The organism is Pseudescherichia sp., assembly GCF_031979925.1.
Taxonomy (GTDB): domain Bacteria; phylum Pseudomonadota; class Gammaproteobacteria; order Enterobacterales; family Enterobacteriaceae; genus Pseudescherichia.
The window spans coordinates 39,736-53,351 of sequence record NZ_DALZFB010000004.1 but is presented as its reverse complement, the minus strand read 5'-3'; the positions used below and the strand labels follow the sequence as shown (position 1 = coordinate 53,351).

The 13,616-nt window shown below is 57.5% G+C and carries 13 protein-coding genes; 4 read left to right on the top strand and 9 right to left on the bottom strand.

All coding sequences use genetic code 11. From position 1 onward, the window contains the following. Positions 1-54: 54 nt before the first annotated feature. The 9 genes from dgoD to dnaA form a co-directional block, all read right to left on the bottom strand. Positions 55-1,203 carry a galactonate dehydratase gene (gene dgoD, locus RTM13_RS08600; RefSeq protein WP_312211653.1) on the bottom strand — a complete coding sequence of 383 codons (1,149 nt, stop codon included), beginning with the start codon at positions 1,201-1,203 and terminating at the stop codon, positions 55-57. Then, positions 1,200-1,817, bottom strand: a complete 618-nt coding sequence (locus RTM13_RS08595) for a 2-dehydro-3-deoxy-6-phosphogalactonate aldolase (protein ID WP_312211652.1) — start codon at positions 1,815-1,817, stop codon at positions 1,200-1,202. The genes dgoD and RTM13_RS08595 overlap by 4 nt, the downstream gene beginning before the upstream one ends. Continuing rightward, positions 1,801-2,679, bottom strand: coding sequence for a 2-dehydro-3-deoxygalactonokinase (locus RTM13_RS08590; RefSeq protein ID WP_312211651.1), 879 nt, complete (start codon positions 2,677-2,679; stop codon positions 1,801-1,803). The genes RTM13_RS08595 and RTM13_RS08590 overlap by 17 nt, the downstream gene beginning before the upstream one ends. Further along, a complete protein-coding gene (gene dgoR, locus RTM13_RS08585) occupies positions 2,676-3,365 on the bottom strand; it encodes a D-galactonate utilization transcriptional regulator DgoR (RefSeq protein ID WP_312211650.1) in 690 nt (229 codons plus the stop codon). The genes RTM13_RS08590 and dgoR overlap by 4 nt, the downstream gene beginning before the upstream one ends. 243 nt (positions 3,366-3,608) lie before the next feature. Next, positions 3,609-4,421, bottom strand: coding sequence for a sugar-phosphatase (yidA, locus tag RTM13_RS08580; protein ID WP_312211649.1), 813 nt, complete (start codon positions 4,419-4,421; stop codon positions 3,609-3,611). A 161-nt stretch (positions 4,422-4,582) separates the two neighbouring features. Then, positions 4,583-6,997, bottom strand: coding sequence for a DNA topoisomerase (ATP-hydrolyzing) subunit B (gene gyrB, locus RTM13_RS08575; protein ID WP_312211648.1), 2,415 nt, complete (start codon positions 6,995-6,997; stop codon positions 4,583-4,585). Positions 6,998-7,025: 28 nt separating this feature from the next. After that, the gene (gene recF, locus RTM13_RS08570; RefSeq protein WP_312211647.1) at positions 7,026-8,099 is read right to left on the bottom strand and encodes a DNA replication/repair protein RecF; all 1,074 of its coding nucleotides are present in this window, start codon (positions 8,097-8,099) and stop codon (positions 7,026-7,028) included. Further along, positions 8,099-9,199, bottom strand: a complete 1,101-nt coding sequence (gene dnaN / locus RTM13_RS08565) for a DNA polymerase III subunit beta (protein WP_312211646.1) — start codon at positions 9,197-9,199, stop codon at positions 8,099-8,101. Before dnaN ends, recF begins: the two co-directional genes overlap by 1 nt. 4 nt (positions 9,200-9,203) lie before the next feature. Beyond that, positions 9,204-10,601 carry a chromosomal replication initiator protein DnaA gene (gene dnaA / locus RTM13_RS08560; RefSeq protein ID WP_103820573.1) on the bottom strand — a complete coding sequence of 466 codons (1,398 nt, stop codon included), beginning with the start codon at positions 10,599-10,601 and terminating at the stop codon, positions 9,204-9,206. A 608-nt stretch (positions 10,602-11,209) separates the two neighbouring features. On the opposite strand from dnaA, the gene rpmH reads away from it, so the two are divergent. Genes rpmH through yidC form a run of 4 tightly spaced genes read left to right on the top strand, consistent with a single transcriptional unit; the run spans position 11,210 to position 13,595 of the window. Further along, positions 11,210-11,350, top strand: coding sequence for a 50S ribosomal protein L34 (gene rpmH / locus RTM13_RS08555; RefSeq protein ID WP_000831330.1), 141 nt, complete (start codon positions 11,210-11,212; stop codon positions 11,348-11,350). A 15-nt stretch (positions 11,351-11,365) separates the two neighbouring features. After that, positions 11,366-11,725 (top strand): ribonuclease P protein component, encoded by a 360-nt coding sequence (gene rnpA, locus RTM13_RS08550; protein WP_042393473.1) that lies wholly within the window; start codon positions 11,366-11,368, stop codon positions 11,723-11,725. Then, a complete protein-coding gene (gene yidD / locus RTM13_RS08545; RefSeq protein WP_015966614.1) occupies positions 11,689-11,946 on the top strand; it encodes a membrane protein insertion efficiency factor YidD in 258 nt (85 codons plus the stop codon). The genes rnpA and yidD overlap by 37 nt, the downstream gene beginning before the upstream one ends. A gap of 2 nt (positions 11,947-11,948) precedes the next feature. Next, complete coding sequence (gene yidC, locus RTM13_RS08540) at positions 11,949-13,595, top strand: membrane protein insertase YidC (protein WP_312211645.1); 1,647 nt, start codon at positions 11,949-11,951, stop codon at positions 13,593-13,595. Positions 13,596-13,616: the final 21 nt, after the last annotated feature.

The following is a 13,616-nucleotide window of genomic DNA, read 5'->3' as shown; positions in this document are numbered from 1 at the left end:
ACCGGGGTAAGGAAACGCAGCCAACGCACCATCAGTGCGAAGTATGACGCGCATTTACCACTCCGCTACGCTGCCATCTTCATGGCGCCACAGCGGATTACGCCAGTCGGTCACGTCTTTACTGCGGGCAATAACCTGCTCTTCGTCAATCTCTACGCCCAGGCCTGGCTTCATCAGCGGTTTAAAGAAGCCGCCTTCCATGTTGAAGTCCTCTTTGTTTTTCACAAAGTCGAGCAGCTCCGCGCCCTGGTTATAGTGAATCCCCATGCTCTGCTCCTGGAACACCGCGTTGTGGGAGACAAAGTCCACGTGCAGGCAGGCCGCCAGCGCAATCGGGCCAAGCGGGCAGTGTGGGGCCAGCGCCACGTCATACGCTTCCGCCATACCGGCAATTTTGTAGCACTCGGTGATGCCCCCAGCGTGGGAGAGATCGGGCTGGAGAATGGCCAGACCGCCCGCTTCCAGCACGCGCTTGAACTCGAAGCGTGAGAACATACGCTCCCCGGCAGCAATCGGAATATGGGTCTGCGCAGCCAGCTTCGGATAGTATTCCGCCTGCTCGGCCAGCACCGGCTCTTCAATAAACAGCGGACGGTACGGCTCCAGCTCTTTAATTAAAATTTTCGCCATTGGCGCGCTGACGCGGCCGTGGAAATCGAGGCCAAATTCAATCTTATTGCCAAAGGCTTCGCGGATCTGCGCGGCGGTATTTACCGCGGTTTCGACTTTACGGAAGTCGTCGATGATCGCCAGCTCTTCACAGCCGTTTAATTTAAAGGTATCGAAGCCAATTTCGCGCAGCTTACTAATTCCGTTAATCGCGTCCGCCGGGCGATCGCCGCCCACCCAGCTGTAGGCCTTAATTTTATCGCGCACCAGGCCACCCATCAGCTGCCAGACCGGCGCATTCAGCACTTTACCCTTGATGTCCCAGAGCGCCTGGTCAATACCGGCAATGGCGCTCATCAGGATCGGGCCGCCACGGTAGAAGCCCGCGCGGTACATCACCTGCCACAGGTCGTTGATACGGGAGGGATCCTGGCCAATCAGGTACTCGCCCAGCTCGTGAACGGCAGCCTCAACGGTACGCGCCCGGCCTTCGATCACCGGTTCACCCCAGCCCACTACGCCTTCGTCGGTTTCGATTTTCAGGAACATCCAACGCGGAGGTAAACGGTAGGTGGTTAGTTTAGTAATTTTCATTGCACTGCCTCTCGATACGCTTTTACAAATGCGGCTGCCTGCTGCGCGGTGCGCTCCACGGATTGTCCGGCACGGTAGAGATCGCTGCCCAGTCCGGCACCGGCACAGCCTGCCTTGATCCACTGGGACAGGTTGTCCGGCGTGACGCCACCCACGGCGAACACAGGGATTTCCGGCGGAAGCACGGCCTTCAGGGCTTTGATGTAGTCCGGACCAAACGCGGAAGACGGGAATATTTTCAGCGACTGAGCACCGGCCTCAATCGCCGTAAAGGCTTCGGTCGCCGTGGCACAGCCAGGGCTGACCGCCATGCCGTATGCCACCGCCCGGCGGATAATTTCCGGATTGATGTTGGGGGTCACTAGCAGAGTGCAGCCCATTTCGGCGAGCGTATCGACCTGCTCGGGCTTTAATACCGTGCCCGCGCCAATTAAGGCTTTATCACCAAAGGCTTTCACCATCGCCGGAATGCTCTCTTCCCAGCGCGGGGAGTTAAGCGGAATTTCGACCGCTTCAAACCCGGCCTCGATCACCGCCGCCACGTGGGCGTGCGCCTCTTCTGGCGTGATGCCGCGCAGAATTGCGATCAGCGGGAGTTTATTTTGCCACTGCATGAGCGATGCTCCTTATACCTGCCTGAAATGCGTCGTCGCCGCGTAGCGCCTGCGTATCGTGGCCCAGCAGGGCAAACGCCTGCTGATAGCGCGCGGTCAGCGAGGGGTTGGCGACGAGAGTGATGGTCTGCTGCGGCGCGATCCAGGCTTTCATACTCGCCACTTCGCTGCCTATCAGCAGGCCGGAAAGAAATTCGCTCACCTGTTCCCGCGCCAGCGTGCCGAGCACGTGGGAAGCGCGGACCTCAAACAGGCGAGGCAGCAGATCGGGGGCATCAAGACCGCGGGTTAAACCGGCGGTAAAGGCGTCCGGAGAGGCAACCTGCTCAGGCAGGCCCGCGCCTACCAGCGTATGGTTGAGCAGCACGTGGTGCAGCTCGCCGGTCATCACGGTGCGGAAATCACTCACCTGCTCACTATCTGCCAGCACCCATTTGCAGTGGGTACCGGGCATGACGTAAACCTGGGCAGGCTGAAGATCGCGCGCGCCGAGCAGCTGGGTCTCTTCGCCGCGCATCACGTTGTGATTATCTTCCCGATTGACGCACAGTCCGGGAACGATCCAGATATTGTCGGCAACGGCGGTAAGCTGCTGGCCAATGTCGTCAAAGCGGGCCGGGCAAGGCAGATACGGGACGTTAACCCAGCCGGCATTGCTGCCGACCATGCCTGCCATCACCACGGGGGTATTTTCCTGCGCCCAACCCTCGGTGATCTGCGCTAATACCGCCTCGAAGGTTCGCCCGTTCAGGCGGGTTACGCCCGCTTCGGATTGCCTGCTCTCCAGGCACTCATCGCCCTGATAGAGCCAGGCGCGAAGATTGGTAGAGCCCCAGTCGATAGCGATATAGCGTGATGTCATGTTATTTCCTTGAGCCTTTGGGTTGAGCTGGCGATCATAGTTAGCGCCGCCTGCTCTGCTGCATCGCCGTCCTGATGCCGGATCGCATCAAACAGCGCCTTATGTTCCTGAAGCGTCTTCGGCATGTTGGCTTCGTCACCGCGCCAGGTCTGTTCAAAAACTGCCCGCTGCAGGGAGCCAATCGCTACCGTCAGCTGCTGGAGTACCGGGTTGTGCACCGACTGCAGCACGGCGTCGTGATAGCGAATATCCGCTTCGTTGAACGCCTCCCGGTTCTGGTTATTGGCGATCATGTCGTTGAGCGCCGCCTCAATCTGAGCCAGGTCGCTGGAGGTGGCTCGCTCGGCCGCCCAGCGGGCAATGGCCGGTTCGACCAGGTTACGCACCTCGCTCATCGCGCTGATCAGCCGAGGGTCGTAGTCGTTCTCTAATACCCACTGCAACACCTCGGTGTCGAGGTAGTTCCACTGGTTGCGTGCCGCGACAAACGCCCCGCGATAGCGCTTCATCTCAATGAGCCGCTTCGCCATCAGGGAGCGAAAGACCTCCCTGATAATGTTGCGCGAGGTTTCAAACTCTTCGCACAGGTCAGCCTCGGAAGGCAGCCCTGCGCCAGGGACATATTTGCCGCTGACAATCTGCCGCCCAAGGGTGGCGATGATGCGGTCCGTTTTGGTAATGGTCATCTCAGATCCTTTAAGGAGTTGCTTTACCACTACTTTATCCCCGTTGGCGTAAAAGTCCGCACTATTGAAGTACAAATATGCGAGCCGTTCGCCATACCGTGAGCCGATAGTAGTACAATCGCTTTGAGTTGTACTACAATCCAGATCACAAAAACGACAACTGGTAAATAAAATGTGAAAAGCGGGTGACAATAAAAAACCCGCAGCGAGGTGCGGGCTTATGGCAGGCGGGAAAAGCTAAATTTAGTTCAGGACAAACTTCTCGATAGCGTAAGCCACGCCGTCTTCGATATTGGTTTTGGTCACGAAATTGGCGACCTCTTTCACCGACGGGATGGCATTGTCCATGGCAACGCCCATACCAGCATACTCCAGCATGGCGATGTCGTTCTCCTGATCGCCAATCGCCATGATCTCTTCCGGCTTGATGTCCAGCGCATCGGCCAGGGATTTCACGCCGGTGCCTTTGGTGACGCTTTTATTGAGGATCTCAAGGAAGTAAGGCGCGCTTTTCAGCACGGTGTACTTCTCTTTTACCTCGGCCGGAATGCGGGATATTGCCTGGTCGAGGATCGCCGGTTCGTCAATCATCATCACCTTCAGCAGCTCGATGGCTGGATCCATCTTCTCGGCCTCGCAGAACACCAGCGGAATGGTGGCAACGTAGGATTCGTGCACCGTGTAGTAGCTGATGTCGCGGTTGGCGGTATAGAGCGTGTTGCGATCGAGAGCGTGGAAGTGCGAGCCAACCTCGCGGGAGAGCTGCTCGAGGTAGCGGTAGTCGTCATAGCTGAGCGTGGTTTGCGCCACGGTGCTGCCGTCGCTGGCTTTCTGCACCAGCGCGCCGTTATAGGTGATGCAGTAGTCACCCGGCCTGTCCATATGCAGCTCTTTCAGGTAGGTGTGCACGCCAGCATAGGGACGCCCGGTCGTCAGCACCACGTTGACCCCACGCTCGCGCGCGGCGGCAATCGCATTTTTAACGGCAGGTGAAATGGTATGGTCCGGCAGCAACAAAGTGCCGTCCATGTCGATTGCAATGAGTTTGATAGCCATGGGTTCCCCAGCGTAAAAGAGTTAACTCTTATGCTAGCGTGATTCTGCTCAAAAGACAGTAAGCGCGTCGGGGGAAAAGGGGGACAGGAGCGGGGCGATATATTCCCCATTTACAAGAAGGGTAGCCCCGGCAGGCGTAGCGCCGCCGGGGTACAAACCGATTAGATATCGATATTGGCCGCTTTCAGGGCGTTCTCTTCGATAAACGCACGACGCGGTTCAACGGCGTCGCCCATCAGGGTAGTGAAGAGCTGGTCGGCTGCGATCGCATCCTTCACGGTCACGCGCAGCATGCGGCGGCTCTCCGGATCCATCGTGGTTTCCCACAGCTGCTCCGGGTTCATCTCGCCCAGACCTTTGTAGCGCTGAATAGCGAGGCCACGGCGCGACTCTTTCACCAGCCACTCCAGCGCCTGCTCAAAGCTGTCTACCGGCTGACGGCGCTCGCCACGTTCAATAAAGGCATCATCCTCAATCACATCTTCCAGCTGCTTACCCAGAGAGCGAATGCGACGGTATTCACCACCGGTCACAAACTCACGATCCAGCGGGTAGTCGGAATCCACGCCGTGGGTGCGCACGCGGATCACCGGCTCGAACAGTTGCTGTTCCGCATTTTCGCTGATATCGAACTTCCACTGGCTGCCGTGCTGCTCTTTTTCGTTCAGATCGCTTACCAGCGCGTTGACCCAGCGCGTGACCGCTTGCTCATCCGCCAGGTTCTCTTCCGTCAGCGTCGGCTGGTAAACCAGCTCCTTCAGCAGAGCTTTCGGGAAGCGGCGCTCCATACGGTTGATCATCTTCTGCGTCGTGTTGTACTCAGACACCAGCTTCTCTAACGCTTCGCCGGACAGAGCAGGCGCCTGGGCATTGGAGTGCAGGGTAGCGCCATCCAGCGCGATGGAGATCTGGTACTGATCCATCGCCTCGTCATCTTTGATGTACTGCTCCTGCTTGCCCTTTTTCACCTTATAGAGCGGCGGCTGGGCAATGTAGACGTGACCGCGTTCGATGATCTCTGGCATCTGGCGGTAGAAGAAGGTCAGCAGCAGCGTACGGATGTGCGAGCCATCGACGTCCGCATCGGTCATGATGATGATGCTGTGATAGCGCAGCTTATCCGGGTTGTACTCGTCACGGCCAATGCCGCAGCCCAGAGCAGTGATCAGCGTCGCCACTTCCTGAGAGGCCAGCATCTTGTCGAAACGGGCTTTCTCAACGTTAAGGATTTTACCCTTCAGCGGCAGAATAGCCTGGTTCTTACGGTTACGACCCTGTTTCGCCGAGCCGCCCGCCGAGTCCCCTTCCACCAGGTAGAGTTCAGAGTGGGCCGGGTCGCGCTCCTGACAGTCCGCCAGCTTGCCCGGCAGGCCTGCGAGATCGAGCGCGCCTTTACGGCGGGTCATCTCACGGGCGCGGCGTGCCGCTTCACGGGCGCGGGCAGCGTCGATAATTTTACCGACCACGATTTTGGCATCGGACGGGTTTTCCAGCAGGTATTCGGACAGCAGCTCGTTCATCTGCTGTTCAACCGCCGACTTCACCTCGGAGGAGACCAGCTTGTCTTTGGTCTGGGAGGAGAACTTCGGATCCGGCACCTTCACCGAGACCACGGCGATCAGGCCTTCACGGGCGTCATCACCGGTGGCGCTAACCTTGGCTTTCTTGCTGTAGCCCTCTTTGTCCATGTAGGCGTTCAGGGTACGGGTCATCGCCGCACGGAAGCCCGCAAGGTGGGTACCGCCGTCGCGCTGCGGAATGTTGTTGGTAAAGCAGTAGATGTTTTCCTGGAAGCCATCGTTCCACTGCAGGGCCACTTCCACGCCAATCCCATCTTTTTCGGTAGAGAAGTAGAAGATGCTCGGGTGGATCGGCGTTTTGTTTTTGTTGAGGTACTCAACAAACGCCTTGATGCCGCCCTCGTAGTGGAAGTGATCCTCTTTGCCGTCGCGCTTATCCACAAGGCGAATAGAGACGCCAGAGTTCAGGAACGACAGCTCGCGCAGGCGCTTGGCCAGGATCTCATACTCAAATTCGGTGACGTTGGTGAAGGTCTCAAGGCTAGGCCAGAAACGCACCACGGTCCCGGTGACGTCAGTGTCGCCGGTGATCGCCAGCGGTGCCTGCGGCACGCCGTGCACGTAGGTCTGCTGGTGCACTTTGCCTTCGCGGCGGATCAGCAGCTCAAGCTTCTGCGACAGGGCGTTAACCACGGAGACGCCCACGCCATGCAGGCCGCCGGACACTTTATAGGAGTTATCATCAAATTTACCGCCTGCGTGCAGCACGGTCATAATAACTTCGGCGGCAGAGACGCCCTCTTCCGGGTGAATACCGGTGGGGATCCCACGGCCATCATCCGAGACCGACACGGAGTTATCGGCGTGGATCGTCACGACGATATCTTTACAGTGACCCGCGAGCGCCTCGTCGATAGCGTTATCTACCACCTCAAATACCATATGGTGCAGGCCGGTACCGTCATCCGTGTCGCCGATATACATACCCGGGCGCTTACGCACCGCATCCAGCCCTTTCAGGACTTTGATACTGGAGGAGTCATAAGAATTCGACATCAACGTTTCTCGCTCAATTTGTCTTGGATTAGTCTGCTATTTTACCCTTTTCCACGGTGAACATCTTCGAATTTTTGTCCGACATGTCCATTACGTGTTCAGCGCTAATTGCGCTGACAAAGACCTGTGACTGGGTAGCTTTTAAGCGGCTCGCCAGTAGCGCGCGCCGCCTGTCATCAAGCTCTGAGGCAAAATCATCTATCAGGTATAAACAGCGCCGCCCGCTCTCGCGGGTCAGGAACTCCCCCTGCGCCAGGCGCAGGGCGCACATCAGTAGCTTAAGCTGCCCACGGGAGAGGGTATCCTCTACCGGCGCGCCGTCGGCACGAATGCGGAAATCCGCCTTGTGCGGGCCATGGGCGGTGTAGGTCAACGCCCTGTCACGCTCAAAGCTACGCGCCAGTACCTCGCCGTAATCGGCCTCTTTCTCCCAGCCGCGCTGGAAGGAGAAGCTCAGGGAGAACTCCGGCAGAAACTGCTTACAGGTGTCCGCCATGTCCTGGGCGATGGCGGTACTGTAGTCGGCCCGCCAGCGGCTGATCTGCTCCGCCAGCGGGATCAGCTCCTTGTCCCATGGACGGAGCTGGGAGTATTGCGTCACCTGCCGCAGGGCAGCGTTGCGCTGCTTCAGGAGTCGCTTCAGATTGCTCCAGGCAGTGAAGAACCCGGCTTCGTTATGGAAGCACCCCCAGTCGAGGAAGGCTCTTCTGTATTTGGGGCCGCCGTTGAGTAAAGTAAACCCCTCGGGGGTAATCAGCTGCATCGGCATCAGCAGCGCCAGCTCAGCCACCTTATGGCCGTCGGTGCCGTCAATGCGGACAGTGCTGTCCCCGTGCTTATCTTTGGTCAGGCCGATGGAGGTTTCACGCTCCTCACCCTGCAAACGGCCATGCAGGATAAACGACTCCTGCTCGTGGCGGATGACGCGACCAATCTGCAAGCTGCGAAACGCCCGGCCGTGACCGAGCGTATAGATCGCTTCCAGCACGCTAGTCTTGCCGCTGCCGTTAGCGCCAACCAGGAAGTTAAAGCCGGGGGAGAGAGCAAGATCCGCGCTTTCGATATTGCGAAAGTCGCGGATCAACAGGCGGGTGAGCGACATTACAGTCTCATTGGCATAACAACGTAAGCCGCACTCTGGCTGGCCGCATCTTCTATCTGCACGCTCGAAACCGAATCGGTCAGCAGGATACGCACGTTTTCGCACTTCAGCGCGTTGAGCACGTCCAGCACATAGCTGACGTTAAAGCCGATCTCCATCTCCGTCCCGGCATAGGTGACATCGAGGATCTCTTCGGCCTCTTCCTGCTCTGGGTTGTTAGCGGTGATTTTGAGCTGGTTTTCGCTAACGTAGAGGCGCACGCCACGGAACTTCTCGTTAGAGAGAATAGCGGCGCGGGCGAAGGCCTGCTTGAGAATATCGCAGCCGGCGTCGAGGTGCTTATCCGGATTCTTCGGCAGCACGCGGCGGTAGTCCGGGAAGCGACCATCCACCAGCTTGGAGGTGAAGATAAAGTCGCCCACGTGTGCGCGGATGTTATTGCTGCCGATCTGCACCTGCAGCGGCGTCTCCCCGCCGTCGAGCATACGCATCAGCTCAATTACGCCTTTACGCGGCACGATCACCGAATGGTTCGGCAGCGACTGCCCTACCGGCATGGAACAGACCGCCAGACGGTGACCGTCGGTCGCCACGGTACGCAGCTCTTCGCCTTCGGTTTCAAACAGCATACCGTTCAGGTAGTAGCGCACGTCCTGATGGGCCATTGAGAATTGGGTCGCCTCGATCAGGCGCTTCATGGTCGCCTGCGGCAGGGTAAACTCTACTTCGCTCTGCCAGTCGTCGAGGTTCGGGAAGTCCGCTGCTGGCAAGGTAGACAGCGAGAAGCGGCTACGCCCGGAGCGCACCAGCATCCGATCGCCCTCCAGCTGCACGGCGATCTCTGCGCCTTCCGGCAGGCCGCGGCAAATATCAAAGAATTTGCGCGCCGGGACGGTAGTTGCGCCTGGCTCATGCGGCTGGGCCAGCACGACGCGGGCGACCATCTCCATCTCCAGATCGGTACCAGTGAGGGACAGCGCGCCATCAGCCACCTGCAACAGCAGGTTGCCCAGGATCGGCAGCGTAGGACGGCCACCCAGCGGGCCACTGACCTGCTGAAGCGGTTTTAATAGGTGTTCACGTTCAACGGTAAATTTCATAGCATCACGACGATAGAGTTCGGATTAAATTGGAGAAATCTTCTTTGATATCATGGCTCTCTTCACGCAGCTGCTCGATTTTACGGCAGGCGTGGAGCACGGTCGTATGGTCGCGGCCGCCAAACGCATCGCCGATCTCCGGCAGGCTGTGGTTGGTCAGCTCTTTGGCCAGCGCCATTGCCATCTGGCGCGGACGCGCTACCGAGCGGGATCGGCGCTTGGAGAGCAGATCCGCCACTTTAATTTTGTAGTACTCCGCCACCGTCTTCTGAATATTGTCGATGGTGACCAGCTTTTCCTGGAGCGCCAGCAGATCGCGCAGCGCTTCACGAACGAAATCGATAGTGATGGCGCGGCCGGTGAAGTTGGCGTTGGCGATCACGCGATTCAGCGCCCCCTCCAGCTCACGCACGTTGGAGCGCAGACGCTTGGCAATAAAGAACGCCACCTCACCCGGCAGACGAATGTCGTTTTCGTCGGCCTTTTTCATCAGGATCGCTACGCGGGTTTCCAGCTCCGGCGGCTCGATCGCCACGGTCAACCCCCAGCCGAAGCGCGACTTCAGACGATCCTCGACGCCGTTGATCTCTTTTGGATAACGATCCGAGGTGAGGATGATCTGTTGGTTGCCTTCCAGCAGAGCGTTGAAGGTGTGGAAAAACTCCTCCTGGGAGCGCTCTTTATTGGCAAAGAACTGGATGTCATCGATCAGCAGGGCGTCCACGGAGCGGTAGTAGCGTTTAAACTCTTCGATGGCGTTGTTCTGCAGGGCTTTTACCATGTCCTGTACGAAGCGCTCGGAGTGCATATAGACCACTTTGGCATTGGGCTTGCGTGCCACGATGCCGTTACCCACTGCGTGCAGCAGGTGCGTCTTACCAAGACCCGTGCCGCCGTAAAGAAACAGCGGGTTATACGCCCCGCCTGGGTTATCGGCTACCTGGCGAGCCGCCGCGCGGGCCAGCTGGTTCGATTTACCTTCGACGAAGTTATCAAACGTGTGTTTAACGTTAACGTTAGAGCGGTAGGTAGGCTCAGCCGGGGCGGGAACGTTGTCCCAGCCCGCGCGCGGCGCAGGCGCTACGCGCGGCATCTGCACCGCCGCCACCTGGGCAGGCGCGGCAACGCTTGCCGGCTCCTTTAGGGTATGGGCGACCGGCCTGGTACCCACTTCAAAGCGCAGCTGTGGCGTATCCGAGCCACAGAACTCGTTCAGCAGTCCGTTGATATTATTGAGGTACTTGTCCCTGACCCAATCGAGTACAAAACGGTTTGGCGCATACAAAGCCAGCGTGTTGTCACTCAGTTCCGCCTGCAACGGGCGGATCCACATACTGAATTCTGTGGCTGGTAACTCATCCTGCAGTCGGGCAAGACACTGCTGCCAAAGCGAAAGTGACACGGCGGACTCCACTCGAACAAAAGTCGATAATAAAAGACGAAAGCTGAAATTAATGATTGTAGACACACGTCGAAAAGACCCCTGAAGGGTGACGTGCGAACCGCTATTTGCGGTTTTTTGCCCCGATCCGGATCCGGGATGCAGGATCGGGACCGCGGATCATAACGTAAACCGCCGAAGAGATCTTCTGTTTCTCACAGATTCTTCACGATTTATCCACAGGACGATCCGAATCGGCTAAGTGTAAACGATCCTGACGCCGGTGCGGCACGATTTAGGCCGCATATTGGAAAAATTAATGAGGATCGATAAAAATTTACGTAAAGGATCTCATGTTGATCCTGGAGGATCCTTGCGCTTTGGCCCTCAGCCCGTATAATCCTCCACCCGGCGCGCGCTGCTCGATTTCTTGCGTCGACTATCGTCTACTTTTCATGCGAAAACGGTGGAATTTAGGCGGTATATAAGGAAAGAGAATTGACTCCGGAGTGTACAATTATTACAATCCGGCCTCTTTAATCATCAACACTGAGGCGTAAGACGTTGGCACTGCCCAGCGGACCGACGCGAAATTCAGTGAATTCATTCAAGTTTAGGTAGAAATCGCCATGAAACGCACTTTTCAACCGTCTGTACTGAAGCGCAACCGTTCTCACGGCTTCCGTGCTCGTATGGCTACTAAAAATGGTCGTCAGGTTCTGGCACGTCGTCGTGCTAAAGGCCGCGCTCGTCTGACCGTTTCCAAGTAATAAAGCTAACCCTGAGTGGTTAAGCTCGCATTTCCCAGGGAGTTACGCTTGTTAACTCCCAATCATTTCACATTCGTCTTCCAGCAGCCACAACGGGCTGGCACGCCGCAAATCACCATCCTCGGCCGCCTGAATTCGCTGGGGCATCCCCGTATCGGTCTTACCGTCGCCAAGAAAAATGTTAAGCGTGCGCATGAACGCAACCGGATCAAACGTCTGACGCGTGAAAGCTTCCGCTTACGCCAGCATGAACTGCCAGCAATGGATTTCGTGGTGGTGGCGAAGAAGGGGGTTGCTGACCTCGATAACCGTGCTCTCACGGAAGCGTTGGAAAAACTATGGCGCCGCCACTGTCGCCTGGCTCACGGCTCCTGATAGCCCTCATCCGGGTATATCAGCGCCTGATCAGTCCGCTGCTTGGGCCGCACTGTCGTTTCACACCGACCTGTTCGCAATATGGAATTGAGGCATTGCGCAGGTTCGGGGTGATAAAAGGCAGTTGGTTGACGGTGAAACGCGTATTAAAATGCCACCCTTTACACCCGGGTGGTGACGACCCCGTCCCGCCAGGACCTTTTAATACCAGAGAACACTAACGATGGATTCGCAACGCAATCTTTTTGTCATCGCTTTGTTGTTCGTGTCTTTCATGATCTGGCAAGCCTGGGAGCAGGATAAAAATCCTCAGCCTCAGACGCAGCAGACCACGCAGACTACGACCACCGCAGCGGGTAGTGCCGCAGACCAGGGCGTACCGGCCAGTGGCCAGGGGAAACTCATTACCGTTAAGACCGACGTGCTGGAGCTGGTCATCAACACCCGTGGTGGTGATGTTGAGCAGGCCCTGCTGTTGGGCTACCCGAAAGAGCTGAAGTCTACCGAGCCGTTCCAGCTGCTGGAAACCACGCCAGAGTTCATCTATCAGGCACAGAGCGGCCTGACCGGTCGTGACGGCCCGGATAACCCGGCAAACGGCGCGCGTCCGCTGTATAACGTCAACAGTGACACCTTTGTGATGGCCGACGGCCAGAACGAACTGGCGATCCCGCTGACCTACACCGACGCGGCAGGCAACACCTTCACCAAAACCTTCACTCTGAAACGCGGTGATTATGCGGTGAGCGTGGGCTACAACGTGGCGAACAGCAGCACGAAGCCGCTGGAGATCTCCACCTTTGGCCAGCTGAAGCAGTCCATCAATCTGCCAGCCCATCGTGATACCGGCAGCAGCAACTTTGCCCTGCATACCTTCCGCGGTGCGGCCTACTCTACGCCGGACGAGAAGTACGAAAAATATAAATTCGATACTATCGCCGACAACGAGAACCTGAACGTCTCCTCTAACGGCGGCTGGGTCGCCATGCTGCAGCAGTATTTTGCCACCGCATGGATCCCGCGTAGCGACGTCGCGAACAACTTCTATACCGCTAACCTGGGCAACGGTGTAGCTGCTATCGGCTACAAATCTGCGCCGGTACTGGTACAGCCTGGGCAGACCGCGGCGCTGACCAGCACCCTGTGGGTCGGCCCGGAAATTCAGGACAAGATGGCTGCCGTTGCGCCGCATCTGGATCTGACCGTGGATTACGGCTGGCTGTGGTTTATCTCTCAGCCGCTGTTCAAGCTGCTGAAGTGGATCCATAGCTTCCTGGGCAACTGGGGCTTCTCCATCATCATCATCACCTTTATCGTTCGTGGCATCATGTACCCGCTGACCAAGGCGCAGTACACCTCCATGGCGAAGATGCGTATGCTGCAGCCGAAGATTCAGGCCATGCGTGAGCGTCTGGGCGATGATAAGCAGCGTCAGAGCCAGGAGATGATGGCCCTGTATAAAGCTGAGAAGGTTAACCCGCTGGGCGGCTGCTTACCGCTGGTTATCCAGATGCCTATCTTCCTTGCGCTGTACTACATGCTGATGGGCTCCATTGAGCTGCGCCATGCGCCGTTCGCCCTGTGGATCCATGACCTGTCTGCACAGGACCCGTACTACATCCTGCCGATCCTGATGGGCGTGACGATGTTCTTCATCCAGAAGATGTCGCCGACCACCGTGACCGACCCGATGCAGCAGAAGATCATGACCTTTATGCCGGTCATCTTTACGGTCTTCTTCCTGTGGTTCCCGTCTGGTCTGGTGCTGTACTATATCGTCAGCAACCTGGTGACCATTCTGCAGCAGCAGCTGATCTACCGCGGTCTGGAGAAACGTGGCCTGCATAGCCGCGAGAAGAAGAGCTCCTAATACGCTTCATTCTTTAGACAA